This is a genomic window from Rhizobium sp. C104 (assembly GCF_022354505.1).
Taxonomy (GTDB): Bacteria; Pseudomonadota; Alphaproteobacteria; order Rhizobiales; family Rhizobiaceae; genus Rhizobium; species Rhizobium redzepovicii.
The window spans coordinates 1,486,219-1,510,413 of record NZ_CP092348.1; the positions used below are offsets into that span (position 1 = coordinate 1,486,219).

A 24,195-nucleotide genomic window follows, 5' to 3' on the forward strand; every position below is an offset into this window, starting at 1 on the left:
TAAAAATATTGGCTTCCGCCCAACGAACGATGCCGGCTAGTTTTTCATGAAGACCGCAGATCCAGAATTGATGCGCGCGATCAATCGCTTGAACGTGCTCGACACCATCCGGCGCCATGGTCCGATCTCGCGCATCGAGATCAGCGAACGCACCGAACTCTCGACCACCACGGTTTCCGCCATTACCGCCTCGCTGCTCGACGACGGGCTGATCCTGCCGCGCCACGAAGGCGATATCCGCAACGAGGCGGTGCGCGGCAGGCCGCGTGTGGCGCTGGAGCTCAATCCCGACGCCGCCCGCGTCGTCGGTGGCAAGATCGCCGCCAACCGGATGGTCTTCGTCGTCACCAATTTCCGCGGCGACGTGCTGTCGAAACTCGCTTTGCCGATCCGCCTCGACCGGCAGCCGATCGGCGTCATCGCCGATCTGGTCGAGGACGGCGTGCGGCGCTGCGTCGTCGATGCCGGGCTGTCGCTCGAAGATGTCGACAGCGTCTGCCTCGGCTTTCCCGGCGTCATCGAGCACCGCACCGGCTACATCAGAAGCAGCCCGATCTTCCGGGACACCAATGTCGATTTCGCCGCCGAGATGTCGACGCGGCTGTCGACGCCGACCATCGTCGAAAGTGACGCGCATGCCATCACGCTTGGCCATCACTGGTTCGGCAAAGCGCGCGATCTCGAGGATATGGTATTGATTTCATTGGAGCAGACGCTGGGCCTCGGTGTGCTGCACGGCAACAGCCTGTTCCGCGGCGCCGGCGGTCTCAGCCACAATCTCGGCGACCTCGTGCTCGGCATGGGGCCGAATGGCGTGGTGCGGCTGTTCAGCCAGGCCGGCGAAAGCGCCATCCTCGGCGAACAGCAGGCCGACGGGCGTTTTGCCGAAGCGATCCGGCTCGGGCGCGGCATGACTCATGCCCAGGCCCTGATCAAGGCCGATGACGACCGGCTGATCGGCGCCGCCATCCGCGCCGGCGAAGCGGTGGGATTGACCATCGCCAATATCGTTACGCTGTTTGCGCCGCCGCGCGTCATCCTTGTCGGGTCGAGCCTGGCGCTCGGCGAACCCTTTTTGAACAGCCTGCGCGATGCCTATGCGCTTGCCATTCCGCCCTCACTGAAGGGCGTGAGCGAACTCGTCTTCGACGATTCGAGCGATGATTTCTGGGCTCAGGGTGCCGCTGCGGTGGCGCTCTACGAACTCTACGAATCGCCCTGGAGCACCACCGGGCCGGCACTCTGACGGGTGTCACAATCACGATCAGATGGAGGAATTCATGGAAAGAGTTGGTATCGGCATCATCGGATGCGGCAATATTTCGGGCGCCTATCTCAAAGCGATGGCGTCCTTTCCCATTCTCGACATCCGCGGCGTCGCCGATCTCAACCGGGAACTGGCGGAAGCCAAGGCGCGTGAATTCAATGTTCCCGCCAGAACGGTCGAGGAGCTTTTCGCCGACCCCAAGGTCGAAATCATCGTCAATCTGACGATCCCCAAAGCCCATGTTGCCGTGGCATTGCAGGCGCTCGAGGCCGGCAAACATACCTATTCGGAAAAGCCGCTGGGGATTAATTTCGCGGAAGGGAAAAAATTGGCGGAGGCCGCCAAGGCCAGGAATCTGCGCATCGGCGCAGCCCCCGACACCTTCCTCGGCGGCGGTCATCAGACGGCGCGCGCGCTGATCGACCAGGGCGTCATCGGCCAGCTCGGTCGGCGGCTCGGCGAGCTTCATGTGCCCGGGCCATGAGCGCTGGCATCCGAACCCGGCCTTCTATTACGAATTGGGCGGCGGGCCGATGCTCGACATGGGTCCCTATTACATCACCGACCTCGTCAATCTTCTCGGGCCGGTCGCTCAAGTGGCGGGCTTTGCGACGACGCCGCGGCCCGAACGGCTGATATCAAGCGAGCCGCGCAACGGCGAGCGCATTCCCGTGCACGTGCCGACCCATGTCACCGGCATGATGGCTTTTGCAGGCGGTGCCGTCGTCCAGATCGCCATGAGCTTCGACGTCGCCGGCCACAAGCATGTGCCGCTCGAGGTCTACGGCACCGAGGGCACGCTTATTGTGCCCGATCCCAACAGATTTGAAGGCCCTGTCGAATATCTGCGCAAGGGCGGCCAATTCGAGGATCAGCCCCTCACATCTCCCTATGCCGATGGCAATTACCGCTCGCTCGGCGTCGCCGACATGGCGCATGCGATCCGCTCCAACCGGCCGCATCGCGCCAATGGCGATCTGGCGCTGCATGTGCTGGAGGTCATGGAAGCGTTCCACACTGCGTCTGAGACCGGCCGGACGGTGGCGATCTCAACGGCGGTGGAGCGCCCTGCCCCCATATCGCAATCCATCGTCGACGGACGGCTGGCGAAATAATTTCAGGAGGAATGACTATGCGTGAAGCACTGATCGTCTGGGGCGGCTGGAGCGGCCACGAGCCGCAGGAATGCGCCGAAATCATCAAGGGGATGCTCGAGGAGGACGGCTTCAAGGTCTATCTCGAACACGGCACCGAGGCCCTTGCCGACCCTTCCGTTCATGATCTCAGCCTGGTCGTGCCGATCATGACGATGTCGAAGATCGAGAAGGAGGAGGTCAAGAACCTCGCCGCCGCGGTCGAAAGCGGCGTCGGCATCGCCGGTTATCACGGCGGCGCAGGCGATGCCTTCCGCGACTCCGTCGACTACCAGTTCATCATCGGCGGCCAGTGGGTGGCCCATCCCGGCAATATCATCGACTATACCGTCAACATCACCCGGCCGGACGATCCGCTGATGGAGGGGATTGCCGATTTCCCCTATACGTCGGAGCAATATTACATGCATGTCGACCCCTCGAACGAGGTGCTGGCGACGACGAAATTCACCGGCGAGCACGCCTACTGGATCGACGGCGTCGTCATGCCGGTCGTCTGGAAGCGCAAATACGGCAAGGGCCGGGTTTTCTATTCCTCGCTCGGCCATCAGGCCAAGGAGTTCGACGTGCCGGAGATGAAGACGATTTTCCGCCGCGGCGCCAATTGGGCAGCGCGATAGTTGTTCGGTTCGCGGGGAACAAAGACCCCTCCCCACAAGGGGGAGGGACTCAGATGCCGCACCGCTTCACATAAACTCTATCGTATCAATCCGTCGAACGGCACCAGCCAATACGACCTCTGCTTTCGGTCGCCGCCGGACACCACAGCTTAGCCCCTCCCCCTTGTGGGGAGGGGTTTTTGGCAATCTCAACGCAGGATCAACGCCGTCCCATAAAGCCCCAGCGCAAACACCGTATGCGCCAGCAGATTGAAGCACCGCACCTTATTCGGGGTCGGATGTTTGGAAGCGGCCCAGCCGATGCCGAGGCCCGGCTGCAGCAGGAACCACCCTGCCCCGACGGTGATGATGCCGAATATCCAGGCGGGGAGAAATGTCGGGACGGCCAACCAGCCCTGCCCCATGATGAGCGCGAAGATAACGCCGTAGAGAATGCCGACGGCGTAGTGGCTGATCCAGCCGAGCGCCAGTTCATTGGCATAGGGCTCGGCATCGGCGATGCTGTCGTGAAAGACCTTGCCGCGGCGGAGATGCCAGAACCAGCGGCCGACCGGCGCCCAATTGGGCGCCGTCTGGCCGAAGACCTTGGTGAGCACGATCGCCCAGAGGTCCATCAGGATGGTTGCGCCGGCGCCGATCGCCAAGCCGCGCCACAGAATATCGAACATTGGGAATCACCGGAGAGCGTTAAATTGCAGAGACGCCAGCAAACCATTGCAGGCGCGTCGGCGCAATGGCTCCAGTGAATTCCTCGCGCATCCGGGGATTATATGACAGTGCCCCGCCCTCTGGGCGATGGCCGATGCTGCATCATCCGCAAAAAGGCATCGGTGCGGGCGCAAATTGATGCTTTTCGCGTGCAGCGATATTTCCTACTCACTGTCGAAACGGCAATGAGAGGCGCGGCGATGGCAATGCCATTTTACTGGAACGAACTGAATAGCTCCGATTTCGCCGGACTTTCGCCCGACACGACCATTGCCATCCTGCCGATCGCCTCGACCGAACAGCACGGTCCGCACCTGCCGATCGCGACCGATGTGGCGATCGCCAACGGCATGCTGGCCGAACTGCGGAAACAGAAGCCCGACGACCTCGATTTTCTGGTCCTGCCGACGCAGGAGATCGGCAAGGCGAACGAACATATCTATGGGCCGGGAACGCTGTCGCTCGATGCTGAGCTGCTCATTCCCGTCTGGACGGCGATCGGCGCCAAGGTTGCCGAAGCCGGCATTCGCAAGATGGTCATCGTCAATTCGCATGGCGGCAATGTCGACATCATGAGCATCGTCGCGCGCGAGTTGCGCGTCCGCTGTCAGATGGCCGTCGTCTCAACGCAATGGGGCCGCTTCGGTCATCCCGAAGGCATGATCGGCGAAGACGAGTTGAAATACGGCATCCATGGGGGCGAGGTCGAGACCTCGCTGATGCTCTATTTCCGCCCCGATCTGGTGCGGATGGACAGGGCGCAGAATTTCACCTCCAAGGCCGAATGGATGCGCGGACAATCGAGATATATCCAGCCGCTGCCGCCGCATTCGCTTGCCTGGATCGCCCACGACCTCAATCCGCACGGCGTCGTCGGCGACGCCTCGCGCGGAACGGTGGAGAAAGGCGAAGCGATCTGCCGCCATCAGGTCAAGGGCTTCATCGAGTTGCTGTCCGACCTGAAGCGCTATCCGCTTTCCAGCCTCTATTCACAATAACGCCGGCGAAAGCGACCAAGAGCATTAGGCCGAAAAGTGTGTGCGGTTTTCGGACGACATCATGCTCTAACCCTTTAATTTAGAACAGGATTCATATTTAGGTCGACCCCTAGAATATGAATCCTGTTCTAAGGTGCGACAGGCTTTTCCATCACGATATGACCTTTGGCCTGCAGTTCCTGCACGAGGCCGGCAAGTTCGGCGAGCAGGTATTCGACGAACAAGCTGGTGGCTGAATCGAGCGGCGCGCGGGCGCGGGCAAAAAGCTTCATCGGCTGCTGGCGCGCATGCGGTTCGGCGATCGCCCGGAAAACGAGCTCGCCCTGCCTGCATTCGGTGATGACGTCGAGCGGATTTAGTATCGTCAGCCCCGCCCCCGATTTGACCAGCTTCTTCAACATCTCCGACGCATTGGTCTCAAGCACCGGCTCGACATGCACGTCGAGGCGCGCCAAGGCCAGATTGATCACATCACGCAGGCTGGTGCCCTGCTGGGCCAGCACCAGGCGCTCCTGGACGATATCCGCCAGATTGATCGGGCCTGAACCGATCAGGTGATGGCCGGGCGGCAGCACCACGCCGATCGGGATATCGAAACTGCCAAGCGTTCGGATGCCCGGTGTCGCCGGAATGTTGAAGCCGAGGCCGATATCCACCTCGCCCGACAGCACCGGAGTGACCGTCATCGTGCCCGCGTCATTGCGCAGCTGCATGAAGACGCGCGGATGCTCCGACTGGAACCGAGCGATGATGTCAGGCAGAGGGCCGGCGGCAAGGCCAACCGTGGTAACGATGCGGACCTTGCCGGCCTGCTGCATCTTCAGGCTGCGGATACGCCCTTCCAGCCGCTCGTAATTCTTCAGCACTTCGCGAATATGTTCGATGCAGAGTTCACCGGCCGCCGTCAGCCGCAGGCCGCGCGGCAGCCGCTCAAAGAGCGGCGCGCCCATTTCCTCCTCCAGCGCGAGAATCTGGCGGTTGATCGCCGATGACGCCACATTCAGCCGCGCCGCCGCCTTGCGGATCGAACCGGTGCGGGCGATCTCATTGATGTAGATGAGCTTTCGGGAATGCAGCATGGCAACCTCGTTGCATGAAAATAAAGCAGACGCACAAATTAGGCACAGGCTGCCGTTGAGATGCCAAAAAGGCATCGTTGCGCACGAAATTTGATGCTTTTCAAAGAGCAAAGCAATCGCTCCAATGAAGAAAATCCGACGTCATCACAGGCGTTGCGAACTCAAAAGGGGAACGCTGATCATGCCCAATGCACTGAAGAATACGGTCTTTTCCGCCCTTATGGGTTTTGGTGGCGCGCTCGTCGCTACTGTTGCGGCGCATGCGGCCGACAAGGTCAGCTACGGAACGAACTGGCTGGCGCAGGCCGAGCACGGCGGCTTCTACCAGGCGGTCGCCGACGGCACCTATGCGAAACACGGCCTCGACGTCACGATCGTGCAGGGCGGCCCGAACGCGGCCAACAGCGCGCTGCTGATTTCCGGCAAGATCGATTTCTACATGGGTGGGCCGCAGGGTGAGATCTCGGCTGTCGAACAGGGCATCCCGCTCGTCGATGTCGCGGCGATCTTCCAGAAGGATCCGCAGGTCCTGATCGCCCATCCGGATACGGGTATCGACAAATTCGAGGATCTTGCCAAGCTCAAGACCTTGTTTCTCGGCAAGGACGGTTACCTTACCTATTTCGAATGGATGAAGGCGAACTTCAAGGGCTTCAAGGACGAGCAGTATAAGCCCTACAATTTCAGCCCCGCGCCCTTCCTTGCCGACAAGGAATCCGCCCAGCAGGGCTACCTCACTTCCGAGCCCTACGAGATCCAGAAGCAGGCCGGCTTCGAACCGAAGGTCTTCCTGCTCGCCGACAACGGCTATTCGCCCTATTCGACGATGATCACCACCACACAGACGATGATCGACAGCAAGCCGGATGTCGTCCAGCGCTTCGTCGATGCCTCGATCGAGGGCTGGTACAACTACCTCTACGGCGACAACAGCAAGGCGAATGAGCTGATCAAGAAGGACAATCCTGAAATGACGGATGGCCAGATCGCCTACTCGATCGCCAAGATGAAGGAATACGGCATCATCGAATCCGGCGACAGCCTGGACAAGGGCATCGGCTGCATCACCGACGCGCATTACAAGGCGTTCTTCGACGAGATGGTGGCGATCAAGGTGTTCAAGCCGGAGACCGATTACGGCAAAGCCTTCACGACGAAATTCGTCTGCAAGAGCATCGGAATGGCGATGAAGAAGTAGGCACCTCCGACGTCGGCCGATGGTCCGCCTGTGGTGGCGGACCGCATACTCCCCTGGTGAATGAGACAGGCAATGCCGTTAGCAAAGGCCCAGGCCTTATCCCCGCAAGAGACGCGCAAGCGGCCGCTGGTCGTGATGCAGTCGGTCTCGAAGGTCTTTTCCAGCGGCACTGTCGCCCTTTCCGACATGTCGCTCACCGTCGAAAGCGGCGAGTTCGTCAGCCTGCTCGGCCCTTCGGGCTGCGGCAAGTCGACAGCGCTGCGCATCATCGCCGGCCTTGGCGACGTGACGTCGGGGGCGATTGACTGGCCGAGTTCGCGCATCAATGCCAGGGGCCTGCCGGAGGGCGATATCGGCTTCGTCTTCCAGGAGCCGACGCTGATGCCGTGGAAGAACGTGTTCGACAATGTCCACCTGCCGCTGAGATTGAGGCGGGTTTCGAAGGCGGCAGCGCATGGAGAGATCATGCAGGCGCTGACCACCGTCGGCCTCCAGGATTTCGCCAAAGCCTATCCACGCGAACTTTCCGGCGGCATGAAGATGCGCGTCTCGATCGCCCGCGCGCTGGTCACGAAACCGAAGCTGCTTTTGATGGATGAGCCCTTCGCCGCGCTTGACGAAATCACCCGCCAGAGGCTGAACGACGACGTGCTGCGGCTGTGGAAGACGACAGGCATCACCGTCATCTTCGTCACCCATTCGGTCTATGAATCCGCCTATCTTTCGAACCGCATCGTGGTGATGAAGGCAAGGCCCGGCCGTGTGCATGCCGATGTTCCGCTGACCACCAGCCTGGAACGCGACGAGCATTACCGCACCTCGGAAGAATACCGGAAGGCCTGTGAGACGGTCTCCCTTTCGCTGATCGGGGCAATCAACGCGGCGGGAGAGCATTGATGCATGACGAAACGGATACGCCGCCGCGGCTCCTTCATCTTTCCGTAAATGCAGCAGGCGCAAGACGCCGCGATCTCGCGCTGCGCATCGCCATCCCCTTCCTCGTTATCGGCCTGCTGGTCCTGATCTGGTATGCTTATGTGAAGCTCTCAGGCGTGCCGCCCTATATCCTGCCGGGTCCGGCCGCCGTCGCAAACGCCTTCGTAACGGACCGGGATACGCTTGCCCCTGCCCTCTGGGTCACCACCAAGATCACCTTGCTGTCGCTGATGCTGGCCCTTGTCGGCGGCGTCGGCTTTGCGATCTTCCTGGTGCAGTCGCGCTGGATCGAGCTTGCCTTCTATCCGCTTGCCGTCATCCTGCAGGTGACGCCGGTCGTGGCGATCTCGCCGCTGATCCTGATTTATGCACCGTCGACCCAGGTGGCGCTGCTAATCTGCGCCTTCCTCGTCGCCTTCTTCCCGATCCTTTCGAATATGGTCCAGGGGTTGAAGAGCGTCGACCACAATCTCATCAATCTCTTCGAGCTTTACGGCGCCTCGCGCTGGCAGACGCTGCTCTTCCTCAAACTGCCCGCCGCCCAGCCCTATTTCATGACGGGCCTCAGGATCGGCGGCGGCCTGGCGCTGATTGCCGCCGTCGTCGCAGAATTCGCGGCCGGCTCGGCGGGCGCCGGCTCCGGCCTTGCCTTCCGGCTGCTCGAAGCACAGTACCGGCTCAACATTCCGCGCCTCTTCGCCGCGCTGCTGATGCTCTCCCTGCTTGGCGTGGCGATCTTCGCCGTCACCTCGTTCATTTCCTGGCTCGCCCTGCATCGTTGGCATGAGAGCAGCCTGAAACGGGAAAACTGATGACCCATTCCTTCATTTCGCCGCCCAATGCCGGCCGCTTCGTGCTGAGCAATGCGACGCTGCCTGCCGTCGCCATCGAGGGATTTGACGCGCCGGCGATCGAGGGGCTGGTCAAGGCGGATATCGTCATCGCCGATGGCGTCATCTCCGCGCTGCTGCCGGCGGGTGCAGCCCCGGTGGAATTGCCACGATCCGATCTGAAGGACGGCATGGTCTGGCCCTGCTTCACCGACATGCACACCCATCTCGACAAGGGGCATATCTGGCCGCGCAACGCCAATCCCGACGGCACCTTCACTGGCGCCCTGGACGCGGTGCGAGCGGACCGGGAGGCGTACTGGTCGGCAGCGGATGTCGGCAAGCGCATGGAATTCTCGCTGCGCTCGGCCTATGCGCACGGCACCAGCCTGATCCGCACGCATCTCGATTCGCTGGCGCCGCAGCACCGCATTTCCTTCGAGGTTTTTGCCGAGATGCGCGAGGCCTGGAAAGACAGGGTCGCGCTGCAGGCGGTGGCGCTCTTCCCGATGGAGAATATGGTGGACGCGGCTTATTTCGCTGACCTGGTTGCCGTCGTGCGCGAAAAAGGCGGGCTGATCGGCGGCGTTACCCGGATGAATCCCGATCTCGACAGCCAGCTCGATGTGCTTTTCAGGGCTGCCGCCGATAAGGGCCTCGACGTCGATCTTCATGTCGACGAAAGCGACGATCCCGCCGCCGAGACGCTGAAGGCGATCGCGCAAGCCGTGCTGCGCAACCGGTTCGACGGCAAGGTGACGGCAGGCCATTGCTGCTCGCTCGCCAGGCAGGACGAGGAGGCGGCAAAACGCACGGTCGAGCTCGTCGCAAAGGCCGGCCTCTCCATTGTCTCGCTGCCGATGTGCAACCTCTATCTGCAGGACCGATATCCCGGCCGGACCCCTCGCTGGCGCGGCGTGACCCTGTTCAAGGAACTGGCGGCCGCCGGCGTTGCGACAGCGGTGGCCTCCGACAATACCCGCGATCCCTTCTATGCCTATGGCGATCTCGACCCGGTCGAGGTGTTGCGTGAAGCAGTCCGCATCCTGCATCTCGATCACCCGCTGGACACGGCCGCGCGCGTCGTCACTACCTCGCCTGCGGATATTCTCGGCCGGCCCGACAAGGGGCGCATCGCCGCCGGCGCGCTGGCCGATCTCGTGCTCTTCAGCGCCCGGCGCTGGGGCGAATTTCTCTCCCGTCCACAGTCCGACCGCGTCGTGCTTCGTCGCGGCAAGGTGATCGACCGCAGCCTGCCGGATTACCGTGAACTCGATAACATCGTTGGAGCCTGACATGCCGGATTATCAAACGATCAAAAAGGAACTCGAGGGCATCGCCATCGAGGACAATCCGGCGCTGGTGCGCCAGAAGAGCCGCGATTTTTACTGGTATTCGCCGATCCTGAAAGCGCAGCTCGACAATGTGACGGCCGATCTCGTCGTCACGCCGAAAAACGAGCAAGAGGTCATCCAAACGCTGAAGGTCGCCTTCGCCCATGGCGTGCCGGTGACGCCGCGTGGCGCCGGCACCGGCAATTACGGCCAGGCCATGCCACTTTCCGGCGGGATCGTGCTGAACCTTGCCGCCATGGACAGGATCAAAGAAATCCATCCCGGTCGGGTGGTCTGCGAACCAGGCATCGTCATTGCTCAACTCGACAAGCAGACCAAGGCGCATTCCGGTCAGGAACTGCGTTTCCATCCGTCGACGGCGCAGACGGCAACGGTCGGCGGCTTCGTCGCCGGCGGCTCCGGCGGCGTCGGTTCGATCACCTGGGGCGGACTGCGCGATCTCGGCAATATTCTGCGTCTGCGCGTCGTTACCATGGAGGCCGAGCCGCGCGTGCTCGACCTAACCGGCTGGGATCTGCAGAAGGTCAGCCATGCCTACGGCACCAACGGCATCATCACCGAAATCGAAATGCCGCTCGCCCCTGCCTATGATTGGGTCGACGTGCTTGTCGGCCATGACGACTTCATGGCTTCGGTGCGCTTCTCGGATGCGCTGGCAAAATGCAACGGCATCCTCGTCAAGGAAATCGCCCCGATCGCGGCACCGATCCCGCACGATTATTTCACCCGCCACAGACCCTATATCCGCAAGGGCCAGTCGGTGGTGGTGCTGATGATCGCGCCGCATTCGATGGATGCCTTCCTCGCCTTTTCAGCCGCCCACAAGGGCGAGATCATCTTCCGCTCCGACACGGTCGAAAGCATGAAGGGTATTCCGCATGCCTATGAGCTTGCCTGGAACCACACGACGCTGCGTGCCTTGAAGGTCGATCCCGGCTTCACCTATCTGCAGGTTCAGTATCCGGGCCCGGATCACGTCGCCAAGGTCGCCAAGATGGTCGAGATCTTCGGCGACGAAGTGCCGGGCCATCTCGAATTCATCAGGTTCGACGGTCAGATCCAGTGCTCCGGCCTGCCGTTGGTGCGCTATAGCACGGAGGAACGCCTCGAGGAGATCATCAAGATCCACCAGGATCACGGCTGCCCGATCTTCAATCCGCATCGTTATACGCTTGAAGAAGGCGGCATGAAGCGCACCGACAAGGTACAGCTCGCCTTCAAGCAGGAAACGGACCCGAGAGGGCTGTTGAACCCCGGCAAGATGATCGCCTGGGAAAATCCCGATTTCGATTTCAATGCCGGCAAGAATTATCTCTTCCGGGGCTCGCGAGCGTCATGGAGGCCTGATGAGAGTTCTGGTTCTTCACTCGCATCCGGTCGAGGAAAGCTACGGCAAGGCGCTCTACAAACAGACGCTGGAGAGCCTGCAAAAGGCCGGTCACGAGGTGGATGCGTGCGATCTCTATGCCGAGAATTTCGATCCCGTGCTCTCCCGACACGACCGGCTCGCCTATCACGATTATCCCGGCAATACCGAGCTGGTGAAACCCTATGTCGAGCGGCTGAAGCAGGCCGAAGCGCTGGTGCTGGTGACGCCGATCTGGAATTTCGGTTTCCCGGCGATCCTGAAGGGCTATTTTGATCGCGTCTGGCTTCCTGGCGTCTCCTTCGAACTGGTCGACGGCAAGGTGGAATCGCGGCTGCGCCACATCAGGAAACTCGCGGCGGTGCTGACATACGGCGCGACGCCGTTTCGCGCCTTCGCCGCCGGCAACCCGCCGAAGAAGATCGTCAAGCGTGTGCTGAGGGCGCAGATCAATCCGCTGCGGCCGGTCACCTTTCTTGCCCATTACGACATGAACAACTGCACGCCGGAAAGCCGGGCCAGTTTTTTGGAGAAGGTGAAGACGGCGATGGAGCGGTTTTAAGAGCCCGCAGCGTCCTCGTTGCACTGAGGAACGGCCTATGAAGAAGATTTTCAATCCCCCGTCCGTCCGCCGTCCGTTCGGAAATTACAATCACGGGCTGCTGGTGCCGCCGGGCGCTTCGCTGCTCGTGACCTCAGGGCAGCTCGGCATCGGTCTCGACGAGAAAGTGCCGGAGGATATCGGCGCTCAGGCAGAACTTTGCTTCGAGGCCATCAAGGCAATTCTCGCCGAAGCGGAAATGAGTTTTGCCGACGTCATCCGCATCTCAGGTTTTGTGACGAAACGTGAGGATTTCCCCGCCTATATGGCCATGCGGGATCGCTATACGCTCGATCCGAAGCCGGCCTCGACGCTGATCATCGTCAGCGGCTTCACCCGCCTGAGAATTCCTCGTGGAAGTCGAAGTCACCGCCGCCAAACTGTTTTGCTGAGGCGAGCCCTCGGGACGCACCCAGGGACGCACCCTCGTCACCCGCCCGCTCCCTGGGACTCTGCCACGTTACCGCCGGTATCATCGCCGATATCCTCTGCAAACTTCCGCATCAGCCGCACGAGCTCATTGAAGTCGTGCTCGTCCCAGCGCTCGAAGATGGCGCGGCCGATCCTTTCACGCGCCACGTCGATGCGATCGGTCATCGCCTTGCCTTTCGGGCTGATGACCGCCTCGCGCACGCGGCGATCGGCGGCACTTCCGCGACGCTCGACCAGGCCGAGGCTTTCGAGCTTGGCAACCTGACGGCTGACGGTGGTGTAGTCGCGCCCGGCGCGATCGGCGAGCTCGACCACACCGATCGGGCCGAGGCGTTCCACCGTGACCAGCAGCGGAAACAGCGCACGATCGAGTGATATCCCCGCCTCGCGCACCATCTGCTCGTCACGCTGCGGCCGGTTCATGACGCTGACAATCTCGATCAAAGCCCCATGCAGTTCACGCAGCCTTTCCGACATATGTGTATTATGCACATTATTTCTTGACGGCATATCGATTCTCCTATTATGTGCATAATACACACATGGAGATGGCAATGACACAGAATTCTACGGTGGACGTGCTAATATCAGGTGCCGGTGCAGCTGGCCTGACGCTGGCGATCGAGCTGGCGCGGCGCGGCGTCAGCTTTCGTCTAATCGAGAAATTGAACGACCCGTTCCGCGGCTCGCGCGGCAAGGGCATTCAGCCGAGAACGCAGGAAGTCTTCGAGGATCTCGGCATCCTCGACCGGATCGTCGCGCTCGGCGGCGCCTATCCCCGGCAGCGGGAATATCGCGACGATGGAAGCTTCAGCGAATCCGACGCCGTCCTGCGCGAGGAGCCGACGCCTGCCGAGCCCTATCATTTTCCGCTGATGGTGCCGCAGTTCCAGACCGAGGGCGTGATGCGCGAGCGCCTCCTCGAACTAGGGTACCGCCCGGACTTCGGATGTGAACTCATCGGCTTCGAGCAGGATGATGCGGGCGTGACGGCGCGGCTCCAGGGTCCGTCCGGGCAAGAGACGATCCGCGTGCGCTGGCTGGTCGGCGCCGATGGCGGGCGCAGCTTCGTGCGCCACGCGCTTGATATCGGCTTTCCCGGCAAGACGCTCGGCGTGCGCGCCATCGTCGCCGACGTCATGCTGACGGGTCTGGATCGCGACGCCTGGCATCGGTTCGGCGAAGGCTATATGCAGCGGCAGATTGGGCTTTGCCCGCTCGCCGGAACGGAGCTGTTCCAGATCCAGGCACCGATCCCGCTCGAAGGTGAGATCGATCTTTCCGCGGCGGGTCTGACCGCGCTGGTGGCGGAGCGCACCGGCCGCGACGATATTCACGTCCACTCGGTTTCCTGGGCGTCGGCCTTCCACATGAATGCCCGCCTTGCCGATCGCTACCGGCTCGGCCGCGTCTTCCTGGCCGGCGATGCCGCCCATACGCATCCGCCGACCGGCGGCCAGGGTCTGAATACCAGCGTGCAGGACGCCTATAATCTCGGATGGAAGCTGGCGGCGGTCGCCGGCGGCGCGCCGGATGCGCTGCTCGACAGCTATGAGCAAGAGCGCCGCCCGATCGCGGCGGCGATGCTCGGTCTTGCCACCGGTCTTCTCGATGCGCTGAAGCGCGGCGATCTCAGGCGTGGCCGCGAGGTCCATCAGCTCGATATCGGCTATCCCGAATCTTCCCTCTCATTGGAAAAACCGGCCCGGCGCGGCGGCCTGCTGGCAGGCAACCGTGCGCCCGATGCACCGCTCATGGCTGCGGCCGGCCAGCCGAGACGTTTGTTCGAACTGTACAAGGGCACGCACTGGACGTTGCTCGGCTATGAGGTCGACCAGGCAGCCGTGCCATCGCGCAAGGGATTACATATTCACAGGATCGGCGGGAGCGGCGACCTCATCGATCAAAGCGGACACTTCCTTAACGCCTACGCCCTGACGCCGGGCGACTTCGTGCTGGTGCGTCCGGACGGTTATATCGGCGCAATTGTCGCATCCCGTGAAGCTTCGGCGCTGGAAGACTATCTCGCCCAGTTGGGCCTTGGCCTGACGGCGGGAGAACGGTCATGAGGCGATAAGCTGACCGCGCCTTTATCGGTCACAGCGCATTCCCGGCTCGCTGACCTCGCATTCCCGGTCGTTCAATTCCGGCTGCGCAACCAGATATGAGCGAAACATGGTCGTCAGCTGCCTTTCGGCCTCAAGACCATCGGCCGCGGACAAAACGCGGTGGCAGAAGGGCGGGACGGTTCCGTAAAGCGCTGCCGCCAGGGTTTGAGCAAGCAGGCCCGGATCGGCGAAACGGCCGTCCGCCGATGTGGACAGCATCGCCTCGATGGCCCCTGCGCTCCGCCGGACCGCCGCCTCGATCAACGCGCGGACGTCGAGTTCCATGGCGATGCGATAGAGGGCTGGGGAAATCTCAGCCTGCGCCAACTGCGTTTGAAGATAGGCCTTCACCACGGGCTCGGCGATCAACTCTTTCGCAGCGCACCGGTTTTGATCACGCGCTTTCTCGATGGCGCCGGCCAGCATTTCGAGGTGTCGCTCCAGCACCGCGAAGAGCAAGGCCAGCTTGTTCGGGAAATACTGGTAGAGCGTTCCCACAGAAACGCCGGCACGGCGAGCCACTCGCGTGGTGTTCAGACGGATGAGGCCATCGCTCGACAAAACCTGAAGGGTTGCCTCGAAAATGGCGTCGACAGTGGCGATGGCTCGGCCCTGACGCGGGGATTTCCGGGGGGTTAGCGGTAGCGGAGAGCCCGTTCCCATAAGCGAATCCAAAAGCTGAAGGATGTTTCATATATAACTTCCGGCCCCGCTGCTCCAGCAATCCTGCACGCCATGCCGGGTCTTCAGACGTAAATTGGAGACGAATGTGGGTAAATTGGACGGTAAAATCGCAGTCATCACCGGCGGCAACTCGGGAATGGGACTGGCGACAGCCAAGCTCTTCGCACGAGAAGGCGCAAAACTCGTTATCACTGGCCGCGATCAGGCGACGCTGGATGCGGCGGCGCAAAGCATCGGCAATGGTGTCGACGCCATCCGCAGCGATATTTCCAGGATTGCAGATATCGATGCGCTTCGCGACCATCTCGAAAGAAAGTATGGTCGCGTCGATATCATCTTTGCGAATGCCGGCGGGGCAAAGCCAAACCTGTTCGAATACATGTCGGAGGAAGAATTCGATTTTTCCATCGCCAACACCTTTAAGGGAACCTACTTCACAGTGCAGAAACTCGTTCCGCTCATGCACTCCGGCGGCTCGATCATCCTCAACACCTCGACGCTCAGCAGACAAGGCCGCCCCTATGTCAGCGTCTACTCCGCGGGGAAAGCCACCATTCGTTCGCTGGCACGCTCGCTGACCGTGGAACTGAGCGAGAAAGGGATTCGCGTGAATGCCATGGCTCTGGGCTACATCGATACCGATCAGGCGCGTAAAGCAGGCATGAGCGAAGAGATGATCGAGCAGACGAAGGTGCAGGTGCATGCTCAAATTCCGATGCACCGCAGCGGCACGGTCGATGAGATCGCCAAAACAGTGCTGTTTCTCGCCTCCGATGACTCGGCCTACATCACAGGCTCTGAATTGTGCGTCGACGGTGGCTGGGCGCAGATCTGACAACGCTTTCGGCGGCTCTCCGTGAGGCGCGGCCTGAAACGGCGGGAGGCCCTCTCGTGTCAGAGGGCGTCGCGCTTGTATCGCGGTGTCCAACCGCGGGTCATTCCGCGGCTCATCGCCCGCTCCGCCAGGGCCAATTGCTGGCGGAGATGTTTGCAGTCGTCGAGCAGCGAGCGGATCGCCGCCTTAGCATTGTCGTCATGCCAGGCCAGCACGGCTTCGACTTCCCAAGCACGATCGGGCCAAGCAGCATCGGGCCAAGCAGGATCAGGCAAGGCCAGATTGGGCGACATGGGATCGGGCTCCTGGATCTTTGCCGGCTGCATCAGTTCAGCGCCAATGGCAATTGAACCGGACGCGGCAAGGGCGGCAGCGGCCGGCTGAGTTCGACCTTTCTCTGCCAGGCGGCGCGGCGCAACTGATCGCGCTCGCGCGCCGCACGCGACGCTTCGACAAGGGCTAGGGCGTTGGCGATCACTTGTTCCGTATGCGTCATGACCATCTCCAATGTTCCTGTTTTGTTCTAATTTAGCCTCTCGGCCGAAAATGTCAAGTCGGGCGGATCTGGCGTTCAGGACGATTGGATCAGGCGGGTGTTCAGTCCGCAGCCTCAATGACGGCGATGCCGGCTTCCTGAGCAGCCCGGATAAAGGATGCCCGCACCTCTTCCGGCGGGAGATCGCCGATAATCGCATCCAGGCAGGACTTCACGGCTTCGAAATAGTCTTCGCCGTCATCGACCGGCCACTCGTGCAGCAGCGTGCGCGCAGCGTCCCACACAGAGTTAATAACGGCATAATGGCCAAGCCCCATTGAGGCCAAGCCGACCGGTCGAAAATTTGCCGTCTGTCTCACTTTGCTACAGCTTTTCCAATTTCGGTGAGCTTACGAGTTAAAGATGCAATTTGCGTGCCGTGGGGTAGGCGGGAGCGGACATTCTCCTCGCCCCCTCCAGCAGGCGCTTTGAGAACATGCAACGCTTGAAGTGCTCTGATCGGCGTCGAGAACCCCGCAACTGGTTATCAAACGGCTGATTATGGTAAATATCAGGCTTCTCCTGCCGAGCCTACTCATTAAAAGCCGGCCTTTGCCGAGTATTCTATAGAATTTACAGCAACGCATCGAATTCTCCGGAAGCAACAGCCTTTATATTCATTCATTGATTGTGCCAAAGGTGGACGCGAAAGCGTCCAGATCGTAGAATGCCATCGCTTGCACGCAACGGATCTGGGAGGACACGCGATGCCTATCTTCATGGATCGGCACTTTCTCGAGGGAACGTCGGCGGCCGACGTTGCGCAGGCGCATCGCATGGATCTGGACATCCAAGATCGCTACGGCGTCAAGTTCCTGACCTATTGGTTCGACCAGCGCCGCGGGACCGCCTTCTGTCTCGTGGATGCCCCTGACATGGAAACCGCCCAATGTGTGCATCGCGAGGCGCACGGCTTCGTCGCTGGCGAGGTCGTTGAGGTCGCTTTGTCGGCTGTCGAGGCGTTTCTCGGCCGCATTCATGACCCCGATCCGGCGCCTGGCCAATCCTCCGCCGAAATAGATCCCGGCCACCGGGCAATCCTCTTTACCGATATCGTCGGATCGACCGAGATGACCGCGCGGCTCGGCGACCGCATCGGGACTGAAATGGTGAGAGCCCATGACGCGATCGTGCGCCGATGCCTCGGCCAAAATTCCGGCCGCGAAGTGAAGCACACCGGCGACGGCATCATGGCGGCCTTTTCCGCGACCACTGCCGCCGTCGAATGCGCCATGGCAATCCAGAAGGAATTCCAGCTTTACAACGGCGGAAACACCGAGCCGATCCATATCCGCATCGGGCTGGATTGCGGCGAGCCGGTCGAGGACAGTAACGATCTGTTCGGCTCGACCGTACAGCTCGCCGCACGCCTCTGTGCGGCCGCATCAAGTGACCAGATTCTCGTCTCAGAGAATATTTTTCAGGGAATACGGCGCCGCCGATCTCTTCGGTCACGCCTCGCGCCGGCGGCTCAAGGGCTTTTCGAAGCCTGTGATGGTGTTCCGCTGCGACTGGGCGAATGACAGCCTTGCTTGAAATTCCGTCGAGCCTGCGACCACCGGAGGACATCTGTCTCTCGTAGTGAGTGTCATGACGCTTTCTGGCGAAGAATAGGCGGCCGCCGAGCAGCCTGAACGCAAGACGCGCCGCACATGACGTGACGGCGCGCCCCCTGCCTACTCACTATCATCAGGCATTCCCGATATTTCGATCCCCCATTAGTTGCTCGAATTTGGGGGCGCCCTCGACTTTGGCGAGCACACCCGACATCTTCAGAAAACGCCGGAAATTCTCGCGCGCAGCGCTCAGCGGGAAACGGCCGCTGGCCGTGTCCCTGCACGCCTTCAACAGCGTGTCATATGCCAGACCTCGTTTGTCCTGCGGCCATTCATCCAGAAAATCGAAGATTTCATCGAGACATGTGATCTCCGCGATGAAATGCTGACGATGAAGCAAAACCGGATCAAACCGAGTTTCCGCCATAGTATCCTCCCATTTATATTACTTTTTTATGGGATAATATTACTGAAAAACCTTGATTTATTCAAGACAAAATCACCTGCCTTTAGCCAAAAGCATCCGCAACTACTTCCATAACGGCAGAATAGCCCGATCAGCTTATCTTGAGTGAATTGGTCAGCGATCTAGGTTCAAAAGCACCAAGATCTAGATTGATTGATCCATCGCACACGTGTTCAGCCAAATATGATCAATCGCGCCGTAAGTTTGGTATAGGCTCGTGAGCGGCATGGCAGAATGCGACCAAGATCAACTCCGCAAGGGAGAGCCCAGATGAACCGATTTCTGACTTTCGTAGCCGTCGGCGCACTGCTTTGTGTGTCCGTGATCACATCTTCCTGCACCTCGCCCGGCAAGCACGATCGTGAAGATTTCCAGTATCAACGGGACACGTCGATCAACCCGGCTTGCGCAGGTGGTTTCAGACCCGGCAACGCCCGCTCGTGCAGTTATTGAAGGTCTGGGCCGCAGACCTTCGTTCAGCGCCTCGCTGCGATTGCCGGACCGCCGAAGCAAGCTGCTGCCGGGCCCCGCCTTGCGGGAGAGCAGCCGTGGCATCACTGCGTCGAGGAGAAGCGCGAGACGGCAGTAGGAATGGTTAGGGAACCGCAAGCCCCGCCGGGCAGTTAAGCCAGCGGGTCACGGTTGGCTCAATTCAAACAGGAGAGCGTTCCCAATGAACAATTTGATCTGGCTTGTCGGCGCTGTCGTCATCGTGCTCGCAATTTTGAGCTTCTTTGGCTTTCGCTGATTTAAGACCTTACCGATGTAAATTGTGGCGACGGGCCTTCTCTCCATTCAGATGGAGATGGGACCCGCTGGCGCCAACGGATCGATAAGCTTCGGAGCGACTTGTCTCTGTTGGCTTGACGTGACTGGGCCTATTTGCGCGCCTTGTCCGCCAAGGTCGATCTAAGATCCGCTGCCCTTTCATCGACAATCCACCGAATGTCTGTCGGATAGGCTACATCACCCCCGCCGGCGCGCTTCCCAGAGCCGACTATCTCGCCCATTCCTTCAGCCAGGCGCGCCCCTGGGAGGCTTTCGGCATCAGCCGCCGGACATGGGAGCGCCGCGGCAAACCCGTGCCGGGGACCGAGGCGATATCGGATTGCGGTTCGATGCCGCTGGCCGCTTAGACTAGGCCGCAATCTTTTCGGCATTAGCCAGGTGGTCCGAACCAGGTCGTCATCGCCTCGTGGAGACCATCCGGCTTGCCCTCGCCCACCCACGCCACATAGCCGTCGGGCCGGATCAGCACTGCGGCTGGGGCAGAGACCGCGCCCAATGCCGGCAGCTCCCATGCGCCATCATAGCTGGCCTCAACCAACTGGACGCGGGCCGACCACGGCGTGATGTCAAGGCTGCTGGGTGTGCCGAAATTCAGAAGCGCTGCCCGCGCATTTCGGAGCAGCGCATTGACGCGCAACGGGCCATCGGGCGTGATGAGGTCGAGGTCGGGCATGCGGCGGCCGAGCAGCGGGTGGCCCTCGCCGAGATCGTAATGGATGGCCAGTCCGGACATTTCGGCGGCGATCTTTTTGCGCGGCTCGTCCATGGCGAGGAGTTCCAGGACGATGTCCCGCAAGGCTTCGCTGCGGTCATCGGTCCGTTGCAAGGCGACCTGCGCCATCGTCGTGCGCAGCACGCGGGCAGCCACCGGATGGCGCTCGGCGTGATAGCTGTCGAGCAAGCTTTCCGGCGATATTCCCTTCACCACCTGCGCCAGCTTCCAGCCGAGATTGACGGCATCCTGCACGCCGGTGTTGAGGCCCTGCCCGCCCACTGGAGAATGCACATGCGCGGCATCGCCGGCCAGGAAGATGCGGCCCTTGCGATAAGCCTCCGCCTGCCGCGACATGTCGGTGAACCTGGAAATCCACCTCAGGCTATGGATTCCATAATCCGTGCCGCATGTTTCGATCAGGGCTTGCCTGAAATCGCTGAGCGTCGGCTCGGCCGTGCCGCCGGCACTCTTTTCCGTCACCATGACATTGACCGGGCCTTCGCTGGCAAAGACGACCTTGCCGTCGCGAATTTCATATTCCTCGCGGCCGAAGGCGTGCAGGCCGAGCACTGTGCGATGGACGCCGAGCGGCGGCTCCACCTCCATCTCGGCCTCAGCGAGAATATTGCTGGTGGTCGCATCCCATCCCGGAAATTCAATGCCGGCGATCTTGCGAACCAGGCTGCGGCCGCCATCGCAGCCGACGAGGTAGCCTGCCCTGAGCTTGAAATCATCGGAAAGTTCGACGGTGACGCCGGTGTCGTCCTGTACGAATCCGGTCAACTCGCAGCCACGATAGATCGTCACCGGCAGTTCGCCGACCCATCCGGCCAGAATGCGCTCGATATGCTTCTGCCGCAGCGCCAGCCCGTAATTGTGCCGGGTCGGAAAATCGCTGATATCGAGCCGCGTGACCGCAAACCCGGTAACCTGGGCGATCTGCCCTTCCGCGAGGAACCGGTCGACCACGCCGCGCTGATCGAGAACCTCAAGCGTGCGCGCGCTGAGACCGCCGGCACGCGAACCGACGATTTCCTGGTTCGGCCGGCGTTCGACGATCGCGACGTCGACACCTACCAGGGCCAATTCGCCCGCCAGCATCAGCCCCGTCGGCCCTCCTCCGGCAATCACGACAGCATGTTCTCTCATCCGCAAACTCCTCGGTTTGGATGTCCAGGCGCGATATAGGAGTTCAGGTGCTACCGGGAAGCCAAACCGATCGGGCTGGCCTGTTGTCGGTTTTGCCTGTCGCAGGTTGTTCCCTATCAGGCTGGCTCGTGAGCCCGCTCACAAAGCCATGCGCAGAGTTGCCTGGGCGCGAGACGGGAGTTGTCGGCGCGCATCAACGCGAAATGCCAGGCCGGCCCGGTCAACACATATTGAAAGGGTGCGATCAGCAGTCCCTTTTCCAAAAGCGGTCGAAACAAGGACGGCGACAACAGCGCCACGCCGACACCTGCCACCGCCGCACTGGCATCCAGTTCGTGCGTGGGATAGTCGACCATCACGAACCGCAGAGCCGGCGGCGTCTCGCATTGAGCGCCCCTGAACCAGGCATCCCAATCCGGGTGCGGCAAAAGCTCGAAATCGGCCAGCTCATTCGGCCTATTCAGGGTTCTTGTTCCAAGCAGAGAGGGCGCCAGCATCGGAGTTGCCTCAACCGGCGCGAGCCGATACTCGTCAAGCCCTTCCCATCCGCCACGCCCTGTCCGTATGGCGACGTCAAATGCGCTGGGATCGCGAATATCGGCGGAGACATCGACCTCGATCGGTGATGTTCCTCCTGAGTGATATCGTGACAGCCGGGGTGCGAGCCAACGCGAGGCGAATGTCGGAGGCGCTGTCAGCCGGAGCGGCGGCATGGCCGCCTGGAACTCATCAAGCGCGCCGGCAATGCCATCCAATGACGTCCGAATTCGGCCCGCCAGAACAGTGGCAGCAGCCGTCGGGACAACGCGGCGCCCGGCGCGCTGGAACAGCGACTGGCCAAGGTCGGCCTCCAACGTACGGATACGCAGGCTGACTGCCGCTGGGGTAAGGCATAAACGCTCTGCCGCGCGGGCAAAGCTGCCGACAGAAACGCACGCTTCCAGAATTCGCAAGGACTCCAACGGCGGCCGCATAATCTCTTCGCTTTTCATGAGTTTTTCTTGTGATGCTCACAAGCAAAGCGCGTTTTGGCGACAGAGCGCTTGCGGCTAGGGTTGAAGTCAACGATAGGCGATCTGACATGACCCTGCAATCTCGGCCCTTATTCAGACTTTTCATGACACTTCAGCCGGCCCTGGAGCTCGGCCAGACGCCGGCCGGAGGCCGCCGCATATTTTCCGTTTCCGGTGGATATTTTGAGGGCGAGCGCCTGAAGGGCGAGGTGTCGCCGCTGATTGGCTCCGATCTGCTGCTTGCGCGCGCAGACGGCACGTTTCAGCAGGATGTCAGGCTCCTGCTCGTCGCCGATGACGGCGATCTGATCTTGATGACCTATCGCGGCATCAGGCGCTCCACCGCGGCCGTTGATGAGCGTCTGGCACGCGGCGAAGCGGTCGACGCCTCCGAATATTATCTGCGGACAACTCCCTGGTTCGAGACGGCCGCGCCACGGCACGCGTGGCTCAACCAAATCGTCGCGGTTGCGCAGGGCGGACGGTGTCCGGGCGGCGTTGAGTATGACGTATTTGAAATTCTCTAGATGTGCTCCTAGGCCATCGGCGATGGGTAAACATCAAGCCGCAACGGCTTCTTTCAGCGGAGGCTGATTCCGTGTCGCAGGTAATTCTCCCTATAAATAAAGACCCTACTGGTTGGAACGACTTGCGACAGGGGTTTCTGCCCTGCTTTCCAAAGCCATGTTGCTTGCCGCTTGCTGCCTTCTTGCCGTGGAACCCGGACTTTTCAACACGACCAGACCGGGTTGGAAGCCCGTGTGGCAGGCACTCTCCCGGCCACCGTTTGTTCTCGAGGGGCGATCAATCAAATAGTTGGTGTGATGTGCCTCAATGCGGAGCCGCGGTTTTTTGCGGAATCGTCTCAGCCGCTGGTCGCTCGGACGGATCGGCGGGATGGCCATAAATCGTGTAGGCGGCGCCCGCCAGAACGCCCAAGACGAGAAGGGCGAGTACGTACAACATCATTCCGCGGATGGCTGTTTTCGGTGTCTTGTCCATTGGGATCTCCAGGATTGCTCAGTGCTCAAATTCACTGCGCGCGCTTCTGGTTCCGAGAATGGAGGTCTGTCGATGATCGCTTTTCTCACATGCCAGGTTGCGCTTCATCGAAGGCGCGACCGGCGCGCACAAGCCGCCGGCGAATGCCGGCGGCTTGAGATAGGCGATGTCTCTCTGATTACCAGGGCTGGCGGCCGTACCAGTCGTCTATGTCTCTCTTCGCACGGTCTTTTTCGTAACCGTAGCGCTCCTGGATCTTGCCTTCGAGCTGATCGCGCTTGCCAGCGATAACGTCAAGGTCATCGTCAGTGAGCTTACCCCACTGCTCCTTTACCTTGCCCTTCATCTGCTTCCAGTTACCTTCAACACGGTTCCAATCCATGGGTATTTCCTCCTATCGTTGGAATAGAAGAACGGGGATGGAGGTTAAGTGTTCCGATCCATAAATGGACAACCCGAAAGATGCAGTCACCCGGGAACAATCAGATCCAGATCCAGTTTAACGTGCACCCTTGTCCGTAGCGGAGGCGACGATGTGGGCAATCCTGATCGGTGCGGCTCTCATAATTGGAGGACTTCTTTTTCTCTTTCGGTCGACGCTCAGCCGAAGGCCGAGTGACTCGCGCCAGATGCCGCAAGGCGGCAGCACACTGGAACCGCGGCACCAGGGCCTCAGGTTCCTGGGCGTATCGCAAAATTGGCCGGCCCTGGCTGTGATTGCGGTTGGCGTGCTTCTATTGGCTTTTGGCGGATATTCATGACCACCGGCTATGTGTGTCCCACCCCGCACGGTTGAACC

The 24,195-nt window shown here is 60.9% G+C and carries 25 protein-coding genes and 4 pseudogenes; 17 read left to right on the top strand and 12 right to left on the bottom strand.

Going from position 1 to position 24,195, the window contains the following annotated elements; all coding sequences use genetic code 11:
• Positions 1 to 46: 46 nt before the first annotated feature.
• From MF410_RS08445 to MF410_RS08455, 3 genes and pseudogenes are all read left to right on the top strand, one after another.
• A complete protein-coding gene (locus MF410_RS08445) occupies positions 47 to 1,246 on the top strand; it encodes an ROK family transcriptional regulator (RefSeq protein ID WP_097625426.1) in 1,200 nt (399 codons plus the stop codon).
• A gap of 34 nt (positions 1,247 to 1,280) precedes the next feature.
• Positions 1,281 to 2,382: pseudogene (locus MF410_RS08450) on the top strand (Gfo/Idh/MocA family oxidoreductase).
• Between the two features lie 17 nt (positions 2,383 to 2,399).
• Positions 2,400 to 3,041 (top strand): ThuA domain-containing protein, encoded by a 642-nt coding sequence (locus MF410_RS08455; protein ID WP_097625424.1) that lies wholly within the window; start codon positions 2,400 to 2,402, stop codon positions 3,039 to 3,041.
• 188 nt (positions 3,042 to 3,229) lie between these two features.
• Here the strand turns inward: MF410_RS08455 and MF410_RS08460 are convergent, their stop codons facing one another.
• Positions 3,230 to 3,709, bottom strand: a complete 480-nt coding sequence (locus MF410_RS08460) for a DUF2938 domain-containing protein (RefSeq protein WP_097625423.1) — start codon at positions 3,707 to 3,709, stop codon at positions 3,230 to 3,232.
• 240 nt (positions 3,710 to 3,949) lie between these two features.
• Here MF410_RS08460 and MF410_RS08465 point away from each other — a divergent pair, with 240 nt between their 5' ends.
• Positions 3,950 to 4,747 (top strand): creatininase family protein, encoded by a 798-nt coding sequence (locus tag MF410_RS08465; protein ID WP_097625422.1) that lies wholly within the window; start codon positions 3,950 to 3,952, stop codon positions 4,745 to 4,747.
• Positions 4,748 to 4,875: 128 nt separating this feature from the next.
• Here MF410_RS08465 and MF410_RS08470 read toward each other — a convergent pair whose 3' ends face one another.
• Entirely contained in the window at positions 4,876 to 5,826 is a 951-nt protein-coding gene (locus tag MF410_RS08470) for a LysR family transcriptional regulator (RefSeq protein WP_097625421.1), read from the bottom strand.
• A 181-nt stretch (positions 5,827 to 6,007) separates the two neighbouring features.
• Here MF410_RS08470 and MF410_RS08475 point away from each other — a divergent pair, with 181 nt between their 5' ends.
• The 7 genes and pseudogenes from MF410_RS08475 to MF410_RS08505 all read left to right on the top strand — a co-directional run bounded on the left by MF410_RS08475 (position 6,008) and on the right by MF410_RS08505 (position 12,504).
• Positions 6,008 to 7,024 (top strand): ABC transporter substrate-binding protein, encoded by a 1,017-nt coding sequence (locus MF410_RS08475; protein ID WP_097625420.1) that lies wholly within the window; start codon positions 6,008 to 6,010, stop codon positions 7,022 to 7,024.
• A 72-nt stretch (positions 7,025 to 7,096) separates the two neighbouring features.
• A complete protein-coding gene (locus tag MF410_RS08480) occupies positions 7,097 to 7,921 on the top strand; it encodes an ABC transporter ATP-binding protein (protein ID WP_097625419.1) in 825 nt (274 codons plus the stop codon).
• Entirely contained in the window at positions 7,921 to 8,772 is an 852-nt protein-coding gene (locus MF410_RS08485) for an ABC transporter permease (RefSeq protein ID WP_239620316.1), read from the top strand. The genes MF410_RS08480 and MF410_RS08485 overlap by 1 nt, the downstream gene beginning before the upstream one ends.
• On the top strand, positions 8,772 to 10,085 hold the full coding sequence (locus MF410_RS08490) for a cytosine deaminase (RefSeq protein ID WP_097625417.1): 1,314 nt from the start codon (positions 8,772 to 8,774) through the stop codon (positions 10,083 to 10,085). The genes MF410_RS08485 and MF410_RS08490 overlap by 1 nt, the downstream gene beginning before the upstream one ends.
• A gap of 1 nt (position 10,086) precedes the next feature.
• Positions 10,087 to 11,463: pseudogene (locus MF410_RS08495) on the top strand (FAD-binding oxidoreductase); the annotation flags it as partial.
• A 28-nt stretch (positions 11,464 to 11,491) separates the two neighbouring features.
• A complete protein-coding gene (locus tag MF410_RS08500; RefSeq protein WP_097625415.1) occupies positions 11,492 to 12,073 on the top strand; it encodes an NAD(P)H-dependent oxidoreductase in 582 nt (193 codons plus the stop codon).
• A 37-nt stretch (positions 12,074 to 12,110) separates the two neighbouring features.
• Positions 12,111 to 12,504: pseudogene (locus tag MF410_RS08505) on the top strand (RidA family protein).
• A gap of 37 nt (positions 12,505 to 12,541) precedes the next feature.
• On the opposite strand, the gene MF410_RS08510 reads toward MF410_RS08505, so the two are convergent.
• Positions 12,542 to 13,054 (bottom strand): MarR family winged helix-turn-helix transcriptional regulator, encoded by a 513-nt coding sequence (locus MF410_RS08510; protein ID WP_097625413.1) that lies wholly within the window; start codon positions 13,052 to 13,054, stop codon positions 12,542 to 12,544.
• Between the two features lie 44 nt (positions 13,055 to 13,098).
• Between MF410_RS08510 and MF410_RS08515 the strand changes: the two genes are divergently transcribed.
• Positions 13,099 to 14,613 (top strand): FAD-dependent oxidoreductase, encoded by a 1,515-nt coding sequence (locus tag MF410_RS08515; protein ID WP_097625412.1) that lies wholly within the window; start codon positions 13,099 to 13,101, stop codon positions 14,611 to 14,613.
• 21 nt (positions 14,614 to 14,634) lie between these two features.
• On the opposite strand, the gene MF410_RS08520 is transcribed toward MF410_RS08515, so the two are convergent.
• Entirely contained in the window at positions 14,635 to 15,315 is a 681-nt protein-coding gene (locus MF410_RS08520; protein WP_097625411.1) for a TetR/AcrR family transcriptional regulator, read from the bottom strand.
• Positions 15,316 to 15,421: 106 nt separating this feature from the next.
• Here MF410_RS08520 and MF410_RS08525 point away from each other — a divergent pair, with 106 nt between their 5' ends.
• A complete protein-coding gene (locus MF410_RS08525; RefSeq protein ID WP_097625410.1) occupies positions 15,422 to 16,171 on the top strand; it encodes an SDR family oxidoreductase in 750 nt (249 codons plus the stop codon).
• A gap of 59 nt (positions 16,172 to 16,230) precedes the next feature.
• Here the strand turns inward: MF410_RS08525 and MF410_RS08530 are convergent, their stop codons facing one another.
• The 3 genes from MF410_RS08530 to MF410_RS08540 all read right to left on the bottom strand — a co-directional run bounded on the left by MF410_RS08530 (position 16,231) and on the right by MF410_RS08540 (position 17,026).
• Positions 16,231 to 16,497, bottom strand: a complete 267-nt coding sequence (locus MF410_RS08530; RefSeq protein WP_097625409.1) for a hypothetical protein — start codon at positions 16,495 to 16,497, stop codon at positions 16,231 to 16,233.
• Positions 16,497 to 16,667 (bottom strand): hypothetical protein, encoded by a 171-nt coding sequence (locus MF410_RS08535; RefSeq protein WP_010069037.1) that lies wholly within the window; start codon positions 16,665 to 16,667, stop codon positions 16,497 to 16,499. The genes MF410_RS08530 and MF410_RS08535 overlap by 1 nt, the downstream gene beginning before the upstream one ends.
• A 101-nt stretch (positions 16,668 to 16,768) precedes the next feature.
• The gene (locus MF410_RS08540) at positions 16,769 to 17,026 is read right to left on the bottom strand and encodes a DUF982 domain-containing protein (RefSeq protein ID WP_003586584.1); all 258 of its coding nucleotides are present in this window, start codon (positions 17,024 to 17,026) and stop codon (positions 16,769 to 16,771) included.
• 387 nt (positions 17,027 to 17,413) lie between these two features.
• Between MF410_RS08540 and MF410_RS08545 the strand changes: the two are divergent.
• Positions 17,414 to 18,242 (top strand): annotated as a pseudogene (locus MF410_RS08545) (nickel-binding protein).
• 153 nt (positions 18,243 to 18,395) lie between these two features.
• Here the strand turns inward: MF410_RS08545 and MF410_RS08550 are convergent.
• Positions 18,396 to 18,689, bottom strand: a complete 294-nt coding sequence (locus MF410_RS08550) for a DUF982 domain-containing protein (RefSeq protein WP_097612589.1) — start codon at positions 18,687 to 18,689, stop codon at positions 18,396 to 18,398.
• 309 nt (positions 18,690 to 18,998) lie between these two features.
• Here MF410_RS08550 and MF410_RS08555 point away from each other — a divergent pair, with 309 nt between their 5' ends.
• The gene (locus MF410_RS08555) at positions 18,999 to 19,181 is read left to right on the top strand and encodes a hypothetical protein (RefSeq protein ID WP_097625407.1); all 183 of its coding nucleotides are present in this window, start codon (positions 18,999 to 19,001) and stop codon (positions 19,179 to 19,181) included.
• 706 nt (positions 19,182 to 19,887) lie between these two features.
• On the opposite strand, the gene MF410_RS08560 is transcribed toward MF410_RS08555, so the two are convergent.
• Together MF410_RS08560 and MF410_RS08565 are read right to left on the bottom strand one after the other, a co-directional pair.
• A complete protein-coding gene (locus MF410_RS08560) occupies positions 19,888 to 21,381 on the bottom strand; it encodes an FAD-dependent monooxygenase (protein WP_097625406.1) in 1,494 nt (497 codons plus the stop codon).
• 116 nt (positions 21,382 to 21,497) lie between these two features.
• Positions 21,498 to 22,355 carry a LysR family transcriptional regulator gene (locus tag MF410_RS08565; RefSeq protein ID WP_239620414.1) on the bottom strand — a complete coding sequence of 286 codons (858 nt, stop codon included), beginning with the start codon at positions 22,353 to 22,355 and terminating at the stop codon, positions 21,498 to 21,500.
• Positions 22,356 to 22,462: 107 nt separating this feature from the next.
• Between MF410_RS08565 and MF410_RS08570 the strand changes: the two genes are divergently transcribed.
• Positions 22,463 to 22,921 (top strand): DUF3237 domain-containing protein, encoded by a 459-nt coding sequence (locus tag MF410_RS08570; protein ID WP_097625405.1) that lies wholly within the window; start codon positions 22,463 to 22,465, stop codon positions 22,919 to 22,921.
• Positions 22,922 to 23,225: 304 nt separating this feature from the next.
• Here the strand turns inward: MF410_RS08570 and MF410_RS08575 are convergent, their stop codons facing one another.
• Together MF410_RS08575 and MF410_RS08580 are read right to left on the bottom strand one after the other, a co-directional pair.
• Positions 23,226 to 23,396: a hypothetical protein gene (locus MF410_RS08575; RefSeq protein ID WP_165503887.1), complete on the bottom strand. Its 171-nt coding sequence runs from the start codon at positions 23,394 to 23,396 to the stop codon at positions 23,226 to 23,228.
• Positions 23,397 to 23,574: 178 nt separating this feature from the next.
• Positions 23,575 to 23,778 (bottom strand): CsbD family protein, encoded by a 204-nt coding sequence (locus MF410_RS08580; protein ID WP_097625404.1) that lies wholly within the window; start codon positions 23,776 to 23,778, stop codon positions 23,575 to 23,577.
• Between the two features lie 151 nt (positions 23,779 to 23,929).
• Between MF410_RS08580 and MF410_RS08585 the strand changes: the two genes are divergently transcribed.
• On the top strand, positions 23,930 to 24,157 hold the full coding sequence (locus MF410_RS08585; RefSeq protein ID WP_131710885.1) for a hypothetical protein: 228 nt from the start codon (positions 23,930 to 23,932) through the stop codon (positions 24,155 to 24,157).
• The last annotated feature ends 38 nt before the right edge of the window (positions 24,158 to 24,195 follow it).